The organism is Nonomuraea sp. NPDC003754 (genome assembly GCF_053605785.1).
The window spans coordinates 297,217-318,799 of record NZ_JBSGJX010000001.1 but is presented as its reverse complement, the minus strand read 5'-3'; the positions used below and the strand labels follow the sequence as shown (position 1 = coordinate 318,799).

Here is a 21,583-nt window from a genome sequence, read left to right as displayed (position 1 = left end):
TCTTCTGCGAAACTACCCGCTATGCGTCCTTGATCTCGCAGATGGTGGCGCCCGCGGTGACGGTCTGCCCCACGGTGGCGGCCAGGCCGGTGATCGTGCCGGACTTGTGGGCGGCGAGCGGCTGCTCCATCTTCATCGCCTCGAGCACCACCACCGTGTCGCCCTCCGCCACGCTGTCGCCGTCGGCGGCCACGATCTTGACGATCGTGCCCTGCATGGGGCTGACCAGCGCGTCGCCGCTCGCCGCCGCCTTCTTGGCGCCGCCGGCGGCACGCCGCGCCGGCTTGTTCGCGGCCGGCGCGCGGCTCCCTGAGGCCAACCCGGCGGGCAGTACGACCTCCAGGCGCTTGCCCCCGACCTCCACGGTCACCGTCTCCCTGGCGGCCGGCTCGGCGACCTCGGCGGCCCCCTCGTACGGCGGGATGCCGCCCGCCCACTCGGTCTCGATCCACCGGGTGTGGACGGAGAACGGCTCGGCCGTGAAGGCGGGGTCGTGCACCACCGCTCGGTGGAAGGGCAGCACGGTCGGCATGCCGTCGATCTCGAACTCGGCGAGGGCGCGGCGCGAGCGTTCGAGGGCCTCCTTGCGGGTACGGCCCGTGACGATCAGCTTGGCGATCAGCGAGTCGAACGTCTGCGGAACGGTCATCCCGGCCTCGTAGCCCGCGTCGAGCCGCACGCCGGGCCCGGCGGGGGCGCGCATGGCGGTCAGCGTGCCGGGCGCGGGCAGGAAGTTCCTGCCCGGATCCTCGGCGTTGATCCGGAACTCGATCGAGTGGCCGCGCAGGACCGGGTCGTCGTAGCCGATCGCCTCGCCGGCGGCGACGCGGAACATCTCGCGCACCAGGTCGACGCCCGCGACCTCCTCGGTGACCGGGTGCTCGACCTGGAGGCGGGTGTTGACCTCGAGGAAGGAGATCGTGCCGTCCTGGCCGACGAGGAACTCGCAGGTGCCGGCGCCGACGTAGCCGGCCTCGCGCAGGATCGCCTTGGAGCTGCTGTAGAGCAGCTCGGCCTGCTCCTCGGACAGGAACGGCGCGGGCGCCTCCTCGACGAGCTTCTGGTGGCGCCGCTGCAGCGAGCAGTCGCGGGTGCTGACCACGACGACGTTGCCGTGGGAGTCGGCCAGGCACTGGGTCTCGACGTGGCGCGGGCGGTCGAGGTAGCGCTCGACGAAGCACTCGCCGCGGCCGAACGCCGTGACGGCCTCGCGGACCGCCGAGTCGTACAGGTCGGGGATCTCCTCGAGGGTCCTGGCGACCTTGAGGCCGCGGCCGCCGCCGCCGTACGCGGCCTTGATCGCGATGGGCAGGCCGTGCTCCTCGGCGAACGCGACGACCTCCTCGACGCCCGCGACCGGGTCCTTGGTGCCCGCGACCAGGGGCGCGCCGACCTTCTGCGCGATGTGCCTGGCCTGCACCTTGTCGCCGAGCGCGGCGATGGCGGCCGGCGGCGGGCCGATCCAGACCAGCCCGGCGTCGATGACGGCCTGGGCGAAGGCGGCGTTCTCGGCGAGGAAGCCGTAGCCGGGATGGACGGCGTCCGCGCCGGTCTCGGCGGCGACGCGCAGCAGCTTGTCGATGTCGAGGTAGGTCTCGGCGGGTGACTGGCCGCCCAGCGCGTGGGCCTCTCCGGCGACCTTGACGTGGAGCGCGTCGAGATCCTGCTCGGCGTAGACGGCGACGCTGGCCAGGCCGGCGTCCTCACACGCCCTGGCGATCCGGACGGCGATCTCGCCACGGTTGGCGATCAGAACTTTCCGCACCGACGTCTTTCCTTTCTCCACCGGCCTGCAAAGGAGTCTAGGGGCGGTCACCTGCCCAGGTACGCGCCACCGTTCACATGGAGGACCTGCCCGGTGAAGTGGCCCGCGCCGGGGGAGGCGAGGAAGAGCACCGTCTGCGCGATGTCGTCAGGGGTGCCCGCGCGGCCGTTGCGGGTGCTGTCCACCCGGTGCCTGACGCCCTCGGGGGTCAGCCGGCCGCGGAAGAACTCGGTGTCGAGGACCAGCCCAGGGGCCACGACGTTGGCGGTGCCCCTGGAGCCCAGCTCCGCCGCCAGGTCGGCGGTCCACGACTCGAGGGCGGCCTTGGCCGCGCCGTACGAGCCTGAGCCGGTGCCGCGCGCCGCGATGGAGCCGAGCGAGATGATCCTGCCGCCCTTGACCAGGCGGGGCAGGAGGGCGGTGGTGACCAGGACCGCCGACAGCAGGTTGGCGTTGAGGTTGGCCCACCAGGCCTCCGCCAGGTCCATCAGGTCGTCCTCGCGCTTCTGCCTGTCGAGGTTGGTGTTGCCGCCCGCGTTGTTGACCAGCACGTCGACGGTGCTGGGCAGGTGCGGCAGCGCCTCCTGCACGGCGACGGGGCTGGCGGCGTTGAAGGCGACGTAGGAGGCGCCGCCCCCGAGCCTCTCGGCGGCCTCCTTCAGCACGTGCTCACGGCGACCGGTGATGGTGACCCTGTCGCCCTGGGCGGCGAACGCGGCCGCGATGGCGTAGCCGATGCCGGTTCCGCCGCCGGTGACCACGACCTCGCGCATGGTTGTCCCCCTTATATCCGAACAATCCTCTGGAGGACCATAGCCGCTCGGCATAACGGAGGGCGACGGCGGGGCCGGATGCCTATCGTGAGGGCGCCCGTCGGTCGATCCTGGAGGAGCGTATGACGCACAACTTGCTCGGTGGCAACCCTGCGGAGATGCAGCAGATGGCCACCCAGTTCACCCAGCAGGCCGAGGCGGTGCGCAGCACGATGGCGGTGCTGGACCGGGAGGCGGCCAAGGTCGGCACCGCCTGGACGGGGCCGGGGGCCGAGCGGTTCGGCGGGGCGTGGCAGAACTACCGGGCCGCGTTCCAGCGGATGTCGGAGGAGCTGCAGGAGGCGGCTCGGATGATCAACACCTATCGCGGCAACATCGAGTCGGCCACCCGCTGACCCCGCTGCCCTCTCGGACACTCCGGCCCGGCGGACAGGTGACTGCCGGGCCGGGGCCTTCTCCAGGGCCTTCTCGCGGAGCGTTTTCAGGGGCGCTTTCAGGGGCGTTCCTGTGCGCGGGCGGGGGTCTTTCCGGTTTTTCCTGGAGGGTCTTCGCCGGTTCTGCCGGAAACGGCTACAGCGCGGCAAAAGGGGCAGGCTAGGCTCTGACTCCGTGATCGGAAGGGTCCTTTTCGCGCTCAGCGTGGCGATGACGTTCACGCTCGTGCCGGTCGCCGCCCAGGCCGCCCCTGCCAGATGCGAGGAGAGGCTGGACGAGGGCCTGACCGAGATCGGCACACCGTGGGCGCTGACCCGCCTCGACCCGCGAAGGGTCTGGCATCTCACCAGGGGCGCGAACGTCACGGTCGCGGTGATCGACAGCGGCGTCGCGCGGCATCCGCTGATCCCGCTCCGCAAGGAGATCGACTACAGCGGCACGGGCAACGGCGACTGCGTGGGCCACGGCACCGCGGTGGCGGGCATCATCGCCGGCCGCTACCGCGGCGACTTCCCCTTCTACGGCGTGGCCCCCGACGTCAGGCTCGTGTCGCTCAAGCAGACCAACAAGAAGACCGGCGACGTCGGCGTCCTCGTCCGGACCATCAAGGACGCGGCCGACATGGGCGTCAAAGTGATCAACATCTCCACTCAGACCACCGACCAGCCGGACCTGAGGGCGGCGGTCTACTACGCCCTCGACAAGGACGTCGTGATCGTGGCAGCCGCGGGCAACTCCGACCCCAAGGAGAAGGACAGCAAGGAGTACCCCGCCGCCTACGAGGGTGTGCTGTCGGTGGGTTCGGTGTCGGCGCAGGGCCAGCGTTCCGACTTCTCCAACACCGAGTCCAAGGTCGATGTCATGGCGCCGGGCCAGGACGTCACCAGTACGTGGCCCGACGGGCTCCTGATGGAGGGGCTCGACGGGACCAGTTTCGCCGCGCCGTACGTGGCCGGGGTGGCCGCGCTGGTGCGCTCTCGTTACCCCGGCCTCACCCAGGAGCAGGTACGGCGGCGCATCGAGGTGACCGCGGACGGCGCGCTCGGCGTCGGCACGGGAGCGGGCATCGTCAACCCGTTGCTGGCCGTCACGGCGGTGCTGCCGGCCGAGCAGGTGGAGCTGGCCCCTCCGCTGCCGCCGCCGCTGCCGAAGGACGCCGTGGCGAAGGTGCCCCCGGTCGACGGACGGGTGATCACGGTGGCCGCGATCGTGGCGGCGTCGGCGCTGGCACTCGCGGGCGCGATCATGGCCGTGCGGCTGGTCATGCCGTTGGGCAGAGCCAGGCGCTGGCGAGCCGGCCGGCCGAATTGATTACGACTTGACGGTGAACTGTCAGGATCTGCGGCGAAACTATCGTTACGGGTGGGGCAAATTTGGTTCAATGTGCTCCGATCATGATTTGTCGTTGAAAGGTGGATCATGGACGCCTTGTCGCTGGGAGACCCGGAGCGCTTCGGTGACTACGCCATCGTCGGACGGCTGGGCGAGGGCCCGCGCGGCGTGGTCTACCTTGGGCGCGAGTCCGATGACGGAGAACTGCGCGCCATCAAGCCGCTGACCGGCGAGTCCGCGGAAGACAGCGAGACCCTCGACCGGTTGCGCAGCGTCAAGCGGATCTCCAGCGCCTACGTGGCCCGCGTGTTCGACGTGGGAGTCGAGGACGGCACGCCGTACGTGGTGCGCGAGCACATCGAGGGCCGCACGCTGGCGGAGACCGTCGAAGAAGAAGGCCCGCTCACGGATGACGCGCTCGAGCGGGTCGCCGTCGGCGTGCTCACCGCGCTGACCTCAGCGCATCTGGCGGGGGTCACCCACAGGGGCCTCACCCCGCACAACGTCATCCTCAGCGCGGACGGCCCGCGCGTGACCGACGCGGCCATCGGCGAGCCCGCCGGCGAGCTCGGTTACCGCTCGCCCGAGCAGCTGAAGGAGCTGCGGTACGGCCCGCCGTCCGACGTCTTCTCGTGGGCGGCGACCGTGGTGTACGCGGCCACGGGGCGGGCGCCGTTCGAGCACGAGACGCAGGCCGTGCTGAACGAGAAGCCCGACGTGGGCCCGCTGCCCCAGCCGCTGCGCAGGGTCGTGGTGTCGGCGCTGTCGAAGGAGGTCGCCAAGCGGCCGACCACCTACACCGCGCTGCTGCAGCTCCTGGGGGACAAGAACGCCGACAAGCTCGTGGCGGGCGCGCCCCTGCCCGCGGTGGTCGTCCCCGACCCCGCGCCGCCCCTGGAGGGCACGCTCAGGCTGCCGATGTACCGGACGCCCGAGCCCGAGCCCGCCGCGGCACCGCCCGTGCCGGCCGCGCCCCAGGCGTGGGGCCCGCCGCCGGCCGAGGCGCCGGAGCAGCCCGCGCCGCCGCAGGGCCCGCACCCTGTCGTCTCGGTGCCGGCGCAGGCGCCGCCGCCGAACCGCAGGCCGTTCCCCGTGGGTCTGGTCGCCGCGATGGCGGCGGTCGTGACGATCTCCGCGGTCGGGCTGTGGGGTGCCAACCGGTACGCGGGCACGCAGACCATCACCGCGGTGGCGGCCGAGGGCAGGCAGCCCGCCGACGCCGTACCGAGCCCGAACGGCGAGAGCGCGGTCACCACCTCCGGTAACGGGGTCGGGCAGCCGCAGCCCCAGCCGCAGGGCACGCAGCAGGGCCAGGGCCAGGGTCAGGGCCAGGGCAAGGTGGCGGTGCCGTGGGCCAAGACGCCGGCGCCGGACTCGACGGACGTCATGCCGTTCGAGCTGCCGACCGACGACCCGAACAGCCCGCTGCCCGAGCCGGAGCTGACCTCGGTCAGCTCGCCGGCGCCCGTGCCGACCCAGAACATCGCCGTGCCGCCCCAGACGGTCGCTCCCGTGCCCAGCCCGGCGGTGACGGTGACGGTCGAGCCCACGCGCAAGGCCGAGGACAAGCGCGAGGACAAGCGGGAGGACAAGCCCGAGCACAAGCCCACCAAGACAAAGGAGGGCGAGCCCGAGCCGCCGGCGGACGAGCGTCCGACGCCGACACCCACCGAGGACCGGCGGCCGCCGCAGCAGGACCCGACGCCGACGCCGACCCGCACGGAGGAGCCGCCGAGCAGGACGCCGGAGCCGAAGCCGACGGAGACGAGGACGGCCGACCCCAGGCCCACCGAGCCGAGGCCGACGGTGACCGTGACCAAGCCGGCGGAGCCCCAGCCCACGGTGACGGTGACCAAGCCGGCGGAGCCCAAGCCCACGGCGACGCCGACCAAGCCCGCCGAGCCCCAGCCGACGCCGACCAAGCCTTCGGAGCCACCCGCCGAGACGACCAACCCGTACACGCCGGCCCAGGCCTGCGGCGGCGGCGGGTTCTACGTCCAGCGTCAGGCGAGCTTCGCCGGTGGCACGACCTACCAGCTGTACAGCGACAGCACCGGCTACAACTGTGTGGTCACCATGAAGACCGCCAAGATCGGTCAGCTGACCAGCGTCAGCGCGACCCTGGAGGTTCAGGGCAAGTCTCCCGTCACCGACAGCGGCTCGTACAAGTACTACGCGGTCGCCAAGGCGTACGGGAAGGGCAGCTGCGTGAAGTTCTCCGGCAGCACGGACCAGGGCAGCACCAGCTCCGGTTTCGCCAACTGCGGGTGAGCCGCCTGATACACGTAAGTAACCAGAGCTCGACTTCTGCGAAATGAACCGGGCGGATCATGGCCGAAAGGCGTGATCCGCCCGATTCATTTCCTGGGAGATCCTATGAGCGAGCCGCCACAGCTGGACGCGGACTTATCCCAGCACACCGTCGCCGCAACCACCTTCCGCGACATCGGCGCCGACTTCGTCGCGGCCGTGAACCACGCCGTCAGGGAACTGGAGGAGCTCGGCAACTGGCCGATCGAGGAGGAGTCGGATCGGAAGTTCGCCGAGTGGTACGCGCCCAAGCGCGTGGAGATGATGAAGCTGCTCGGCCAGTTCGGGCTGGCCTACGGCGACGTCGGCGACAAGCTGTCCATCATGCGGGACAACGTGGCGGTGGCCGACTGGGCCAGCGCCGACGACATGACGGTCCAGGACGTCCCCGTCTACGAGCTGCCGGACCTGCAGGGCTTCATGCCGAAGGGCCCGATGCCGTGATCGCCGCCGCCTTTCCCGTCAACCGCCTGATGATGACGTTCATGGCAGGCACCGCAGGCACGCTGGTGGGCCTGCGCGTGTGGGCGGGAGTCGTCGCCCCCGAGGCCTCGCCGGACAAGCTGCGCCGCGCCGCGCAGATCTTCGACGAGCTCGCCGACGCGATCGACGGAGGCGACGACCCGAAGAGCGGGCTCGCCTACCGGGCCGACCAGGCCTACGCCTCGGTGGTCAAGGACAACACGGGCGCCGGGATCGACTCTTTCTCCACCGTCTACAACACCAACATCAGGCCGCTGCCCGCCGCTTTCGTGGCCGACCTGCGGGTCGTGGCGATGGTCTGCACGGCCTACGCCAAGATCGTCGACGATGTGCGCCGCCGCTTCGCCGAGGTCGAGAACGACCTGCTGCAGATGGTGTGGATGGTCATGTTCCAGCCGATGACCACGTGGCTGTACGCCGTGGCCACCGTCAGGATCGTCAAGCTGATCAAGACGGCGCGGCTGCTCAAGGCCCTCTTCGGGGCGAACGCGGCCAAGATCTTCAGCGCGGGGTTCCCCTCGTACGCGCTGACCACTCTCGTCTACGCGACGGTGGACGGCATCGCCTACGCCGGTGGTTCCGTCGGCATCAAGGCCATGGTCAACCTCGCCCACGGCCAGCCGGTCGGCTCGGCGAAGGAGAACGGCGCCGAGTTCATGCGGATCTGGGCGGGCAACACTGGTTATGTCCTGGGTTACGACGCCGCCAAGTTCCCTCTGCGGAACCTGCCGTCCAGCCGTCTCACCGAGTTGTACGCCAGGCTGGCCGGCTCCGGCCTCGGCTACACCCCCACCTACAACCTGTCCGACGGCACGGACGGCCCGATCGCCACCACGCCCGAGGAGTGGGCGGGCAAGATCGAGGGACACGGGCTGCGCGCGCTGATCTTCCCGCCCGGCTGGCTGCCCGGCCGCTAGTACGGCCGGTAGCCGCCGCCCCGCTCCAGGGACGCGATGCCCGGATGGTGGGCCAGGTCGCCGTAGCGCTGGTAGGTGTAGAGGACGCCGGCGATGATGTTGTCGACCGGCTCCAGGATCCGCTTGTGGCCCGGCAGGCTGTGGGTGTCGAAGGTGGGCGGGATCGTCTGCATGAGCCCCTGTGAGGGCACGCCGTTGCGGGCGTTGATGTCCCAGTTGTTGATCGCGCTCGGGTTGCCGCCGGACTCGTGGTGGATGATCGTCCAGATCCGCTCGATGTCCTTGGGGTCGTTGGGGTCGAGGTCGCTCACGTCGATGCCGCGCCTGCGCATGATGCCGGCCATCTCCTCCGATCTGATGACCCGCAACGCCTCCTTGATCCACTCGACCACCTGGGCGCGCGGCGCGGGCACGTCACCCGCCGAGGAGACGCCACCTCCGCCGTAGCCGCCACCGCCACCGCTGCCGCCCGCGCCCCCGCCGCCCGTCGTGCCGGCGCCCGCGAGGTCGGTGGTCCGGCTCAGGTCGGTGCGCGTCCACTGTGTCTTGGTCCCGTTGCCGGGGACGAAGTCACGCTCGAGCGGGTTCTTGATGTTCTTGAACGTCTCCTTGCGCAGCTTCAGGGCGTTGCCGATGGCGGTCCTGGCGTCGTTGACGGCGGTGTTCGCCTTCGTGACCTCGCTCTCGGCATCGGCCACCGCCTTGGTTCCCATGTCCGTCAACCCCTTGGTCACGCCGTCCGGGTCGTCGGGGTTCAGCTTGGCCCAGTCGCGCCTGTACTCGCCCGCGCGGATGACGAGGTCCTCGCGGATCCACCTGACCTTGCCCTCCACGGTCTCGAGCACACCGGCCGCCGCCTCCACGGCGTTGGCGCAGCCCGCCAGCGCGTCGTGCATCCCGTCGCCGGCCTTGCCGTAGCCCTCCATGTACGACTGGAAGGAGGTCGCCGAATCGCCGTGCCACACCCGGCCCACTTCCACGACGGCCTTGCCGAGCTTGCCGGTCTCGTCCAGGGCCTCACTGGCGATCGTCCGCCATTGCGAGGCCATCGTGCGGATCGCCCCTGGGTCGCAGGTGACCTTGGTCACCAGCGCGTCGAGCTTGGCCAGGCCGGGAACGCTCTCGTCGCTCATGGCTGGTCGGCCGCGCGGATGTTCGCCTGCACCTTGTCGAGGGCGCGCTCGACGCCCCCCAGCTTCTCCCTCGCCTCGCCGAGTTCGCCGGTGATGTGGTCGCGCCAGATGGCGTCGATGTCCGCCGCCAGGTTCTGCGAGTTGTCGTACTTGCCGAAGATGTCGGCGTCGGTCACCTTGCTGGGCGGCGGCGTCTTGTCGGGCAGAATGTCGGCGGGAATGAGCACCTTGGCCGCGTTCGCCGCGACACCGGCGCATTCGTCCAAGGCTTGGAAGTAGACATCGAGACCCGCCACCGGCTGCGCCTCCCCGAGATGCGTATCTGGACAAGATCGAGCATAGCGGTCAGGGAGTTTCGTCAACATTCGCGCAGAGAAGCCGTTGTCCGAGGTCGTCCCCGCGGACGAGCCCGAGCCGATCGTCGTGCGCACCTGACCGGGCGAGCTCGCGGCGGGACGAGGACCTGTGCGGAATTCTCGACCGGCTTCGTCGAGAGTCTGGCAGTATTGCCCGCTAATGAGTCTTATGTGGTCGATGGGGCTGGTGTGACAGGCTTCACCGTTCGTTGGAACAGTGTCAGGCGACGCGGCTCCGACGCGAGGGAGGAGGCCGCGTTCATCAGGGACGTCAGGGACAAGGTGCTGGCCGCCTTCGCCGAGGCCGGCCGTCCGATGGGTCACGACCGGTACGGAGCCGAGGTGGAGAAGGCCTACCCCGCGATGCGCGACGGCATCCTCGACGCCCTCAAGAACTACGCCGACGAGGTGGAGCGCTCCGGCGACGGGCTGAAGGGCACCTCGCACACCTACGAGACGGCCGAGCGGCCCGAGGCCTGATCGCCGGTGTGGCTCGACGGTGTGCCCATCCCGGGGTTCGCGCGGCCGTGGATCGGCTGGGTGGTCGGCATGGACTGGCCCCAGGGCGACGAGAAGGCCCTGTTCCGGCTCGCCGACGCGCTCGTGGCGGCGCTCTACGAGGTGGTCGGCGGCCCGGACGGTGACCCGTCGAGGAGCCTGCTGGGCAGACGGCCGCCCGACGCGGACGAATGGGACGGCGACGCGCTGCAGGCCTTCGTCAAGCACGTCCTGACCACGACGCGGGGACACCAGGCCGACGCCGTCAACCGCCTGGCCGCCATGGCGCTCGCCCTGAACGATCTCGGGGTCCAGCTCGAGTACACCAAGCGCATGATCAAGTTGACCGTCGTGCTGCTGGTCGTGCAGATCGGCGCGGTGATCCTGCTGCTCGGCACCCCGCTGGCCGGGCCCACGTTCAAGTGGATCGGCTTCCGGGCGCTGCTGAGCCGCGCCGTGATCGCGCAACTGGCCAAGCGGCTGCTGTTTTGCTGCGGGCTCTTCGGCACGATCATGGGCGTGATGGACTACGCCATCCAGGCGAGCCAGTCACGCAGGGACCACGTCGACGTCGGCCAGGTCCTCACGTCCGCGGGCACCGGGGCGCTGTCCGGGGCGCTCATGGGCCTCGGCGCCGGGCTGCTGCCGACCCGGTCGATGCTGATCTTCATGGCCCAGTCGGGCGTGGTCGGCGGCATCACCGCGCTCGTCACGGAGGTGTGGAGCGCGGTCGGCAGCGGCCGGCCCGTGGACTGGAAGCTGGTGGCGGAGGGGCTGACCTCCGGCTTCGTCGGCGGCATCGACCGCACCGGCGCGGGCGGCGGCGCGCACTCCGGCCCCGGCAAGACCGGCGCCCACCTCTTTCCCCCCGACGTTCCCCCCGACGGTACGGCGGGGCCGGCCGCGAGCTCGCTCGACGGCGTCGCCGCGGCGACCAAGCGCCTCGACGAGGACGGCCCGGCCACCTCGAAGCCGGCCGCCGATCCCTTCCTGGACGGCATGCGCACGGCGGCGCACGAGACGGACCGCGTGGCCGATGGCGACATGACCACCCTGGCGCGTGCCACGACCGACCGGGCGGCCGACGGGGCGCGGGCCGTGGGCGGGCAGGCGGCGGACGTCGCGCGAGCCGTACCCGACGAGATCAGGACGAGCCCGCACCGCGCGGACGACGGGACCCAGCCCGTGCCCCCGGTCAGGAGCGACCAGGTCCGCCCGCCCGCCCGCGCCGAGACGGCTGCCCGTGCGGAAGCCCCCGCGCGTGCGGAGGCTCGTGCGGAGACGCCTGCCCGGGGCGAGGCCGGGACGGTGTCGAGACCGGCGGCCGTGCCGGAGCGTGGGGCCGGGGGCGAGGTGACCCACGAACGGGCCGGACGCGCGGACGCCGATCCGGATCCCGGCGGCAGGCCGGACGCGCGCCCCGAGCGGACGGGCAGGCCGTCCGGCGACCCCGAACGGCCCTTCACGCATGCCAGGTCGACGGACCGGGGCGACGGCCCCGCCGCGCACGGCGACGCCCCCGCCTCGCACGGCGACGCCCCCGCCGACCGTAGCGGGGGGACGGTGAGCCGCGGTGACGGGCCTGCCGACCGTACCGGGGGGCCGGTGAGCCGCGGCGACGGGTCCGCCGGCCGTACCGAGTCGACCGGGAGCCGGGGCGAGGGGGAGGGCCCGCGGACGCCGGAGAGCGGTGGCGGGGCCCGCGCGGACGGGCCCGTCACCCGGGTGGCCGAGAGCACCGGCGCCCACGCCGACGGGCCGGTGGCGCGAGCCGGCGAGACCTCCTCCGCGATGGCGGAGCGCAGGCCCGAGCCGGCCAACCGGATCGAGGGCCTGATCAACTGGAGCACCACCCGCGCCGAGCCGCCACCGTCGTGGCACGGCATGACGCAGGAGCAGTTCGCCGCGCTGGCCGCCAAGGGCACCGTCGGCGACCCCGTCGTGCTGTCCAGCGGCACGGAGTCGGTCAAGGTCGAGCGGGTCACGCTGACCGACGGAGGACCGGCGGCCAGGAAGGAGACCGCCACCACCGAGATGCGCGACGCCGAGCACCTGTCCTCGATGCTCCTGCGCTCGCTGGGTCTGGACGTGCCCCCGACCCACCTCGTCGACGAGCACACGCTGATCACCGGCTGGGTCGAGGGCGAGCGGCCGGAACTCCGCTGGCACGGGGACCGCTGGGAGCTGCCCGAGCACGTCATGCACAGCCGTGACGCCGTGCTCATGGGCCTGGGCGACGCGCTCATCGGCAACTACGACCGGGCGCACGGCGACGGCATGCGGGTCGGCGACGACGGCCGTCTCCGCGGCTTCGACCACGACAAGACCTTCCGGCCGATGATGCCCGATCCGAACAGCCCGCTGACGAGGCTGTTCTTCCGGGAGGTGGAACCGGGCAGGTTCGACTGGGCACCGAACCCGATGTCGGTGCGGGACATGGCCACCCTCAAGGCCGCGGTCGAACGGTTACGGCCGGAGTTCGAACGTCTGGGCAGGGGCGACTGGTTCGCCAACGTCCAGTTCGTCCTGGACAAGGTGGCCGAGCACGCGGGCGGCGCCGACTCGGTGCTCAAGGCCCCGGTGGACAGGCCGTTCTTCTGGGCGGCCGACGAGGATCTCGCCGCGCGGGCGCGCGCCCATCGCGCGGTCACCGACCTGTCGACGGACCTGAGCCGTCCCCTGGTGGACCCGCGCGAGCAGCTCGCCGCGAGGACCGGGCGCGGGAGCGTGGGGGACCGGTTCGTCAACGGCGACGAGGGGTTCGCGGAGCTGGTCGTCCACCGCGACGGTTCGGAGGCGCTGGTCCTCCGTGACGAAGCCGCGAGGCGCGCAGAGGCCGAGGCGCTGCTGCGCGACGCCCTCGGCCTGGACGGCCCCGCCGTCCTCAGGATCGACGACGACACGGTCCACCAGGCATACGGCAGTGACCGGCTCAGGGCCGCCGTCCAGTCGGGCGTGCGGAACTCCCTCGTGATCGACACCATGCGGGGCCTCGAGGAGGTCGTCGAGTTCAACGACGGCACGTTCGCCATCCGCCGCGAGTTCGACGACATCGAGACGGCCGACCGGGCGGAACTGGCCGCGCTCGAGCTCGGCGCGGTGAAGGACGGCACGTCGGGGGTGTACCGGGCGGACACGACCGTCATGTACGAGCACCGGCTGGGCGCGAACCAGGGGGAGCTGGCCAGACGCGGCCTCCACACGCTGCTGATGGCCGACGGCCCCATTCCCGCCGAGCTGTTCCAGCGGATGGTGGCCGACAATCCGCTGCTTGAGCGGATCAGCGGGGACAAGGGGCTGTGGTCCCAGCGCGACATCGACGCGGTCACCACGAAGCTTCAGGAGCTCGGCCCCGAGTTCGCCCGGCGCGGCCTGGCCGACCTGCACGAGCGGATCAGCGACAACTGGGCCGGCCTCGCGCGGCCTGCGCAGGACGCGCCCGTCCCGCTGGGTTCCCTGGACCACGGCCCCCGCCTGGTGCCCGACTACTCCGGTACGCCGTGGCGCCCGCCGGACCAGCCGATCCCCGCCCTGCCGCACCTGCTGGAGGGCACCAACCTGCGGCAGGTCAACGAGCTGGCGCACGGCGGCGATCCGCTGGCCGACGCGATGCTGCGCCAGGCCAGTGCCGAGCTGGCCCTCCTGCCGCGACAGGAGGGGACCGTAACGGTCAGGGTGCCGGAGGAGTGGGTCCCCGCGAACCTCGCGCCGGGCGCGGAGTTCGCCTTCAAGGGCATCCTGGAGGGCGTCGACGACCCCCGCTTCCTCGGCGACGAGCCGCGTACCGTGCGCCTGACCATCCGGGCCGGCGACTACGTGGCGGCGGAAGCGCTGTCCGGCCGGCCCCACCACGCGCTGTTCCGCGTCGACGCGCCCTTCAAGGTGCTCGCGTTGCAGGAGTTCTCCCACGGGGAGCGGCACTACTTCCTCGTCCAGGCGCCCGACGGGATGGGCACCGCCGCCTTCGCCGAGCCGGTCCACCGGGCCACGCCCGAACTGAGCCCGGCCGCCCGGCACCATTACGACCACCACCGGGTGGAGACGGGGGCGGGTATCTGGCTGCGCGATCCGGCCTTCTCCCACGACATGGGGATCGAGCGGTCCGCTCTAGAGGTGCGCTCCATCGACGGTGCCTACTACGTGGACGGACACGGCGGCCCTGACGGGCTGATGGTCGGCGGCAGGACCGTCAGGGCCGAGGATCTGGCGGCGATCATCCTGAACGATTCCTTTCTCCAACACGACGATCTGGTCATCCTCGCCAACTGCAACGTGGGCGCCCACACCTACGCGCAGGAGGTGGCCAGGCTCACCGGCCATGTCGTGGTGGCGGCCGACTCGCGGGTCAGGGTGGGCCCCTACGGCGACATGTTCGCGATGGACGCCGAGCACGGCGCCCTGGGCGGTCGCGGGAACCTGCGGATCTTCCTGCCGGACGACGTCGTGCCGCCCACCGCCTGGGAGCGGGTCAAGTCGGCGGTGCGCGGGTTCTTCGGCGTCGACGACTCGGTGACGCGTTCGGCCGAGCCGTACGCGCGGACGCTGGAGGGCGTCAGGGCCGGCATCGCGGGCTACGAGAGGTTCGCGGCCCGGGTGGAGGCCATGGTCCGCGACCTTCCCGAGAGCTCGCCGTTCCGGCGGCTGGCGATCGAGGAACTGGTGGCCCTGCACACCTACGCCAACGGGCTCGACGCGCCCATCGACAGGGCGATGGGCGACCCGAGGCTGCTGCCGCCGTACGAGGAGCACGTGCGCGGCATCCTCGGCGCGCTCGACACGCTGGGGGAGTACCAGGCGCCGTTCACCGGGCAGGCCCACCTCAGCGTGGTGCTGTCCGAGGCCGACAGAGCGGCCTACACGCAGGGGGCGGTCGTCTCCGACCCCAGGTTCACCACCGCCTACCGCGAGCCGCGCGAGCCCGTCGCGGTGCCCGGCCGCGTGGACTTCGTCATCACCTCCAGGACGGCCCACGACATCAGCGTCGCCGCCGGCGACCCCGCCGAAGGCAGGCTGATCTTCCGGCCGGACACCGAGTTCCGCGTGGACCGGGTCGACGGTGACACCGTCTACGTCAGCGAGGTGGCCAGGTCGGGCGACGGCTGGGTGCCCTGCGCGTGCGCGGAGGGCACCCACTGGGGCACCAACGGCGCCGCCGGGCTGCTGCTGCTCAGCAAGGGCGGCGACGGCGAGACGTACGTGCTCATGCAGCACCGCGCCGCCACCTCCGACGGCGGCGGCACCTGGTCGCTGCTCGGCGGTGCCAGGGACCTGAACGAGGGCGCCGTGGCCGCCGCGCTGCGGGAGGCCGCCGAGGAGAGCACGCTGGACCCCGCCACGGTGCGGATCCACGGCCGCCACGTCAACGACCACGGCGGCTGGTCCTACGAGACGGTCATCGCCACCCTGCCCGAACCGGTGGACATCAGGCCGTCCTCGTGGGAGTCGCAGGGCATCCGGTGGGTACGGCTCGACGAGCTGACCACCCTCGACCTGCATCCCGGCTTCGCCGAGAGCTGGCCGGACGTGCAGGCGGAGATCCACCGGGCCATCGACTGGGACACGGCCGCGCCCAGGGACGTGTCGCGCACCCTCTACCGCCACGACGAACTTCCGGCCGGCGACGTCGACGCCCTCCTGGCCAGGTTCGCCGAGGAGGGCGTCTCCGGAGAGCTCGTCCGCGGGAACAGCCGGCTGCCGGAGGAGGGCGTGCCGGTCGAGAGCGTCATCCGCACCGCCTCGGGTGACACGCTGCCGCCCGGCACGGCGCTGCGGGTGATCGCGGTGGAGCGCGACGCGACCATGCCGGACGGCAGGCGGGGGATCAGGCTCTACCTGACGGAGGGGAACGCCCCGGCCCGCGTGCCGGACCTGAGCCACCGGGTGCTCAGCGTGGACCAGCAGCGCTTCACCGCCGCGACACGGACGGAGTCGCCGGTGGGCGTCGGCTTCAGAGTCTTCGGCGACCTGGAGGACGCGGCCGTGACCAACAGGATGACGGGGGCACGTCCGGTCGAGGGCGCGGTCACGGTCGGCATCAGGTCGGACTATCACGCCTTCCGGGTGGGCGACGTCCCGGTCCCGGTCAGGGACCTGGCCACCATGCTGGCGCTGGACCCGCGGCTGGTGGCCGAGCCCGGCGCCGCGATCGTGCTGCGGGGGCCGCACGCCGCCCACGACAAGCTGCTCATCCAGGAGCTGGCGGACCTGACGGGCCGCGTCGTGATCGCCTTCGAGGACCCCACCAGGCGGTGGCCGATGGACGGGGCCGCGAAGATCTTCCTTCCGGAGGCGGACCAGCCGGCCCCCGCGCACCCGCACCAGCCGGTCCCGGCGGGAGACCCGCCCACCCTCGGCGGGCTGGGTGCGGAGTGGCCGGAGGGACCGGCTCCGGTGCGGCCGGCACCCGACCTCCAGACGGTCAGGGAGTTCGCCCGCCTTCGCGAGCTGAGCAGCACAACCTACAACCTCGACTTCCAGGGCAGGACCGACACCGTCGAGTACGCCAGGGCGGTCGCCGAACGCGACTGGCTGGAGGCCAGGCTGGCCGAACGGATGAGGGATCGCGCCGAGGCCGCCTACATCGACCAGCACGCCGCCATCCTCCTCGAGACCAGGGCGCTGGCCGACGAGCTGGGCATGGACGTCGAACGGCTGCGCGCGCACCTTCGCGACGAGCTGGTCACCATGCTGGCGGACCGGCCGATCTCGATGCGGGTCAGCCCCGAGACGCTGCGGGCCGTACTGGCAGAGGGGCGGTTCAAGACGCAGTTCGAGGTCGCGAGCTCGGGCGGGGTCTACGACAACGTCCTGCGCTCCGCCTACGAGGAGAGCTGGTTCGGCTATCCCGCCGACCTGACCCCCGAACTGCGGCCGGTCTACGGCTACGTCAACCTGTACGAGCGGATCTCCGACCCGTCCCTGATCGGGATGGGCACCACGAACCGGGTGTCCGAGTACGGTGAGGTCCAGGTCACCCTGCGTCCCGAGGTCAGGGACAGGTCGACCTTCTGCGTCGGCGACTCCATCGAGGTCACCGAGACCGCGGTGCCCAGCAGGATCAACGACCCACGCCCCGAGTCGTACGCCGCGGCTCCCCTCCGCGGGTTCGACCCCGCGAAGGAACCGCTACGCGGTGTGCGGCGCGACTACGCGGGTCTGGACTGGCAGAACAACGCCTACGTCGAGGCGCAGATGCACGGCGGCGTGAGGGTGAGCGACATCAGCCATGTCGTCTTCACCGTCCGGCCCGACGCCGGCCTGGTGGCGGCGCTGGAGGCGGCGGGCATCGACTGGTACTACGTCTATCCCGGGAGTACGCGATGATCAGAACGGTGGGTCGCAGGTCCGACGGGGCGATCCTGGTGGCGCTCGGCGAGGCGGCGGTGATCCTGCCGCCCGGCACGCACGTGCTGCCGCTGGCCTCCGCGCTGGCGCACGCCGAGTGGGAGCCGGTCGACGAGCAGCCCCCCGAGCTTCCCGCGCGCCTGGTCGAGGCGCTGACGAGGAAGGACGGGGAGCTGCGCGCGGCCGTCAGCCCGTTCATCCGCGAGCTCATGGAGCGGCGGCGTCAGGGGAGGTAGGCGGTCTGGATCAGCCGCGCGCCGGACTTCCGGTCGACGAAGTAGCCACGGCCGACCGGCAGCGGCTGCGGGCGGATGTTGCCGAAGACGTAGCCCTCGTCCTTGTTGCCGGACATGACCAGCGCGGGGCTCGCCATGTCCTTGATCTTGGTGATGATCGGGTCGAACATCGCCCTGCCGACGCCGCCCATCTGCCGCGACATGATCAGGTGCAGGCCGATGTCGCGGGCCTGCGGGAGCAGGTCGGCCAGCGGCTGCAGCGGGTTGTTCGAGGTGGCGACCAGGTCGTAGTCGTCGACCACGATGTACAGGTCAGAACCCTGCCACCAGCTGCGGGACCGCAGCTGCTCGGGCGTCAGGTCGGCGGGCGGCAGACGCTTCAGCAGCGCCTGCCTGGCGTCGTTGATCAGGCCGGCGGCGGCGGCGCTCGACGCGGCGTAGCCGATCCGGTGCTCGGTGGCCGCCGAGTCGAGCAGCGACCTGCGGTAGTCGATCACGATCATCATCGCCTCGCGCGGCGTCTGCCTGGACACCACGCTCTCGGCGATGAGCCGCAGCAGGTTCGACTTCCCGCTCTCGGTGTCGCCCACCACGATGAAGTGCGGATCGGCCTCCAGGTCGAGCAGGACGGGCGCGAGCATGGCCTCGTCGATGCCGATCGGGATGAGCTTGCGCCCCGTCTCCTCGATCCCGGGCAGCATCTCGGCGGGCAGCACCGAGGGCAGCAGCCGCACGCCCGGCGCCGGGGGACCCTGCCAGGCGTCCCTGACCGTCTGCACCAGCGCGCGCACGCCCACCGACAGGTCCTCGGCGCTCTGCACGCCGTCGATCCGCGGCAGCGCGGACAGGAAGTGCATGCCTTCCTTGGTGAGCCCGCGTCCTGGCGTCCCCTCCGGTACGGCGAGCGCCGTCTTGCGGTTGATCTCCGACTCGTAGGCGTCGCCCAGCTTGAGCTCGATCCTGGTGCCGAACAGGTCGCGGATACCCGGCCGGAACTCCGACCACTTGTTGGTGGCGGCCACGATGTGGATGCCGTAGCCGAGGCCGCGCCCCGCCAGGTCGGTGATCGTCGGCTCCAGCGAGTCGAACTCCTGCCTGATGGTCAGCCAGCCGTCCACGACGAGGAAGATGTCGCCCCAGCCGTCGCCCTCGAACGAGCCCTCGGCGACCATCCGGCGATAGGTGGCGATCGAGTCGATGCCGTGGTCGGCGAACATGCGCTCGCGCTGCTGGAGGACGGTGGCGACCTCGGCGACCGTACGGCGGACGCGGTCGGCGTCCAGGCGGCTGGCCACGCCGCCGATGTGCGGCAGGCCGTCGAGGCCCGCGAGCGAGCCGCCACCGAAGTCGAGGCAGTAGAACTGCACCTCGCGGGGGGTGTGCGTGAGCGCCATGCTGGTGATGAGCGTGCGCAGCACCGTGCTCTTGCCGCTCTGCGTGCCGCCCGCGACGCCGACGTGTCCCGACGCGCCCGACAGGTCCAGCCAGAACGGGTCGCGCCGCTGCTCGAACGGCTTGTCGATGATGCCGATCACGGCGTGGAGCCTGCCGCGGCCCGACCAGTCGGTGGTCGACAGCCCGTAGGCGGGCGTGACCGACAGCGGCGGGAGCAGCTGCGCCAGGGTCGGCGCCTGGCCGAGCGGCGGCAGCCAGATGCGGTGCGCGGCGGGCCCCCGGTCGTGCAGCCGTCCCACCATGATGTCGAGCAGGCTGACCTGCGGCGTCTTCTCCTCCGCCGCGGCCAGCTCCTTGGGGGGCGTCTCCACCACGGGGACAGGCACGAAGGCCGGGCCGTACTCCACGACCTCGCGGACGGGCCCGCCGGCGGCGGAGGCCGCCGACTGGTAGGGGTCCGGCTGGTAGGGACCGGAGACGTAGGCGGCCTTGAACCGCGTCATGCCGGTGGTGTCGAACTTCAGGTAGCCGTTGCCGGGCGCGGACGGCAGCTCGTAGGCGTCGGCGACGCCGAGCACGACGCGGCTCTCCATGGCGGAGAAGGTGCGCAGACCGATCCGGTAGGACAGATGCGTGTCCAGGCCGCGCAGCCGGCCCTCCTCCAGCCGCTGGGAGGCGAGCAGCAGGTGGACGCCGAGCGAACGGCCGAGCCGGCCGATCATCACGAACAGGTCGATGAACTCGGGCTTGGCCGACAGCAGCTCGCTGAACTCGTCGAGCACGACGAACAGCGTGGGCATCGGCGCCAGCTCCGCGCCCTGCTCCCTGGCCCGCTCGTAGTCGCGCAGCGAGGCGTAGTTGCCGGCCGCGCGCAGCAGTTCCTGGCGGCGGACCATCTCGCCGTGCAACGCGTCGTGCATGCGGTCGACCAGCGGCAGCTCGTCCTCCAGGTTGGTGATGACCGCCGAGACGTGCGAGAGCGACTCGAGGCCGAGGAAGGTCGCGCCACCCTTGAAGTCGACCAGGACGAAGTTGAGGATCTCGGAGGAGTGCGTGACGGCCAGGCCGAGCACCAGCGTGCGCAGCAGCTCGCTCTTGCCGGAACCGGTGGCGCCGATGACCAGGCCGTGCGGGCCCATGCCGCCCTGCGCCGACTCCTTGATGTCGAGCTCCACCACGCGGCCGTCGGCGCCGAGGCCGATCGGCACGCGCAGCCGGTTGCGGCCCGCCCGCGGCCGCCAGGTGTGCTCGGTGTCGAGCCTGGTCGGATCGCCGACCCCGAGCAGGTCGGTGAGCGTGGTGTTGATCGACAGCACGTCCTGCGACTCGCCCCCTGCAGACCCCGACGAGAGCCTGAGCGGTGCCAGCTGCCTGGCCAGCCCCTCGCACATCAGGTAGTCGAGCTGGTCGGGATCGCCGAGACGGGTGCTGGTCGCCTTGCCTGCGTGGTCCAGCTTGATCATGTGGAAGGCGTCGCTCTGGATGTCCAGCCGCAGCATCGCCTTCTCCTCCACCAGCCCCGCGGCGTCGGACAGGTCGATCAGCGTCACACCCTGGATGGCGTCCATGCCGAGCTGGGAGTCGTGCGGCACGTACCCGCCGTCCACGATCACCACGTGGTACGGCAGGGAGTCGGCGGGCGCGCCCGGCTTGAACCTGGCCCGCTCCTTCAGCTCGCCCCCGACCAGCCGGTCGAGCTCGCTGAGGTTCTCGGCCATCAGCCTGACCTGCCCCGCCAGGTCGGTCTGGTCGGGATGCAGGGCGTGCGGGAGCCACTTGACCCAGTCCCAGTGCGCCATCGACTCCTTGCCCGCGCAGACCAGGATCCGCAGGTCGTCGGGGGAGTGGAAGACGACCATCTGCGCGATCATCGCCCTGACCAGCCCGCGGATCGCCTGCTGGTCACCGCTCAGCTTGATGCGGGCGAAGGAGCCGAGCGCCACGGAGACGGGCAGCTCGGAGACCGTCGCATGCGCCCTGACGAACCGCCGCAGCGCGCCGGCCGTCAGGGCGTCGAGGTCCTCGACCGGCTTGGAGTCCGGCGGGATGAGCTGGATGGCCAGCTTCTGCATGCCGGTGCCGAGCCGTACGGTGCCGAAGTCGGGGTCGCGCGGCCGGCGCTCCCACAGGCGTGGGCTCATGGCGATCCACCAGAGCGAGTCGGGCGCGGGGCCGCTCCACTCCAGCGCCTCGCGCTGCTGCCTGGCGGCCCTGCGGGCCTTCCTGCGGACCTGTGACAGGTAACGGAAGTAGTCGCGGCGCAGGCCGTTGAGCCGGTGCTTGCGCTCGCCCGACTGCCTGCCGAGCTGCCCGATGGTCATGCCCATCATGGAAAAGGCGAACAGGCCGCTGGCCACGTACATGAGCGGGTTGGAATTTCCTCCCGCGGTGAACATCAACCCCATCGCCGCCCCGCCGGCCACCATCGGCAGGTAGGTCAGAACCCCCATGAAGCCTTGACCCTGGACTTCGGGGATCTCGGGTGGGCTTTCGAGCAGGACCTCGCCACGAGGTGGCTTGGGGCTGGCACGGCGTTCGGGCCGTCGCACAATCACGATGCTCACACGGCAATTTCTTACCATCAATGCGGGTCTTTCCGCTTGCCC

13 protein-coding genes are annotated in these 21,583 nt (G+C 71.5%); 8 read left to right on the top strand and 5 right to left on the bottom strand.

The window, feature by feature from the left end; genetic code table 11:
• Positions 1 to 19: 19 nt before the first annotated feature.
• Positions 20 to 1,765 (bottom strand): acetyl/propionyl/methylcrotonyl-CoA carboxylase subunit alpha, encoded by a 1,746-nt coding sequence (locus tag ACWEVS_RS01430; RefSeq protein ID WP_452549410.1) that lies wholly within the window; start codon positions 1,763 to 1,765, stop codon positions 20 to 22.
• A gap of 47 nt (positions 1,766 to 1,812) precedes the next feature.
• Positions 1,813 to 2,538: an SDR family oxidoreductase gene (locus ACWEVS_RS01425; protein ID WP_354906182.1), complete on the bottom strand. Its 726-nt coding sequence runs from the start codon at positions 2,536 to 2,538 to the stop codon at positions 1,813 to 1,815.
• Positions 2,539 to 2,660: 122 nt separating this feature from the next.
• Here ACWEVS_RS01425 and ACWEVS_RS01420 point away from each other — a divergent pair, with 122 nt between their 5' ends.
• The 5 genes from ACWEVS_RS01420 to ACWEVS_RS01400 all read left to right on the top strand — a co-directional run bounded on the left by ACWEVS_RS01420 (position 2,661) and on the right by ACWEVS_RS01400 (position 8,015).
• On the top strand, positions 2,661 to 2,933 hold the full coding sequence (locus ACWEVS_RS01420) for a WXG100 family type VII secretion target (protein ID WP_452549408.1): 273 nt from the start codon (positions 2,661 to 2,663) through the stop codon (positions 2,931 to 2,933).
• A gap of 214 nt (positions 2,934 to 3,147) precedes the next feature.
• On the top strand, positions 3,148 to 4,284 hold the full coding sequence (mycP, locus tag ACWEVS_RS01415; protein WP_452549406.1) for a type VII secretion-associated serine protease mycosin: 1,137 nt from the start codon (positions 3,148 to 3,150) through the stop codon (positions 4,282 to 4,284).
• Positions 4,285 to 4,392: 108 nt separating this feature from the next.
• Complete coding sequence (locus tag ACWEVS_RS01410; protein WP_452549404.1) at positions 4,393 to 6,576, top strand: protein kinase domain-containing protein; 2,184 nt, start codon at positions 4,393 to 4,395, stop codon at positions 6,574 to 6,576.
• Between the two features lie 105 nt (positions 6,577 to 6,681).
• Entirely contained in the window at positions 6,682 to 7,059 is a 378-nt protein-coding gene (locus ACWEVS_RS01405) for a hypothetical protein (RefSeq protein ID WP_449920162.1), read from the top strand.
• A gap of 41 nt (positions 7,060 to 7,100) precedes the next feature.
• A complete protein-coding gene (locus tag ACWEVS_RS01400) occupies positions 7,101 to 8,015 on the top strand; it encodes a hypothetical protein (protein ID WP_449920163.1) in 915 nt (304 codons plus the stop codon).
• Here the strand turns inward: ACWEVS_RS01400 and ACWEVS_RS01395 are convergent.
• A complete protein-coding gene (locus ACWEVS_RS01395; RefSeq protein ID WP_452549402.1) occupies positions 8,012 to 9,148 on the bottom strand; it encodes a WXG100 family type VII secretion target in 1,137 nt (378 codons plus the stop codon). The genes ACWEVS_RS01400 and ACWEVS_RS01395 overlap by 4 nt on opposite strands.
• Positions 9,145 to 9,579, bottom strand: coding sequence for a hypothetical protein (locus ACWEVS_RS01390; protein WP_449920167.1), 435 nt, complete (start codon positions 9,577 to 9,579; stop codon positions 9,145 to 9,147). The genes ACWEVS_RS01395 and ACWEVS_RS01390 overlap by 4 nt, the downstream gene beginning before the upstream one ends.
• A gap of 114 nt (positions 9,580 to 9,693) precedes the next feature.
• Between ACWEVS_RS01390 and ACWEVS_RS01385 the strand changes: the two genes are divergently transcribed.
• The 3 genes from ACWEVS_RS01385 to ACWEVS_RS01375 are packed head-to-tail and all read left to right on the top strand — an operon-like array spanning position 9,694 to position 17,582.
• A complete protein-coding gene (locus ACWEVS_RS01385) occupies positions 9,694 to 9,984 on the top strand; it encodes a hypothetical protein (protein ID WP_354906174.1) in 291 nt (96 codons plus the stop codon).
• A 6-nt stretch (positions 9,985 to 9,990) separates the two neighbouring features.
• Entirely contained in the window at positions 9,991 to 17,325 is a 7,335-nt protein-coding gene (locus ACWEVS_RS01380) for a DUF3626 domain-containing protein (protein ID WP_452549401.1), read from the top strand.
• Entirely contained in the window at positions 17,322 to 17,582 is a 261-nt protein-coding gene (locus ACWEVS_RS01375) for a hypothetical protein (protein ID WP_452549399.1), read from the top strand. Before ACWEVS_RS01380 ends, ACWEVS_RS01375 begins: the two co-directional genes overlap by 4 nt.
• Here ACWEVS_RS01375 and eccCa read toward each other — a convergent pair.
• Complete coding sequence (gene eccCa / locus ACWEVS_RS01370) at positions 17,570 to 21,559, bottom strand: type VII secretion protein EccCa (protein WP_452417341.1); 3,990 nt, start codon at positions 21,557 to 21,559, stop codon at positions 17,570 to 17,572. The two genes, ACWEVS_RS01375 and eccCa, sit on opposite strands and share 13 nt — an antisense overlap.
• Positions 21,560 to 21,583: the final 24 nt, after the last annotated feature.

Coding starts and splice junctions, on each gene's coding strand:
- eccCa (WP_452417341.1), bottom strand. CDS start 21,559: ATGGTAAGAAATTGCCGTGTGAGCATCGTGATTGTGCGACGGCCCGAA.
- ACWEVS_RS01425 (WP_354906182.1), bottom strand. CDS start 2,538: ATGCGCGAGGTCGTGGTCACCGGCGGCGGAACCGGCATCGGCTACGCC.
- ACWEVS_RS01400 (WP_449920163.1), top strand. CDS start 7,101: ATGGCAGGCACCGCAGGCACGCTGGTGGGCCTGCGCGTGTGGGCGGGA.
- ACWEVS_RS01420 (WP_452549408.1), top strand. CDS start 2,661: ATGACGCACAACTTGCTCGGTGGCAACCCTGCGGAGATGCAGCAGATG.
- ACWEVS_RS01405 (WP_449920162.1), top strand. CDS start 6,682: ATGAGCGAGCCGCCACAGCTGGACGCGGACTTATCCCAGCACACCGTC.
- ACWEVS_RS01410 (WP_452549404.1), top strand. CDS start 4,393: ATGGACGCCTTGTCGCTGGGAGACCCGGAGCGCTTCGGTGACTACGCC.
- ACWEVS_RS01395 (WP_452549402.1), bottom strand. CDS start 9,148: ATGAGCGACGAGAGCGTTCCCGGCCTGGCCAAGCTCGACGCGCTGGTG.
- ACWEVS_RS01375 (WP_452549399.1), top strand. CDS start 17,322: ATGATCAGAACGGTGGGTCGCAGGTCCGACGGGGCGATCCTGGTGGCG.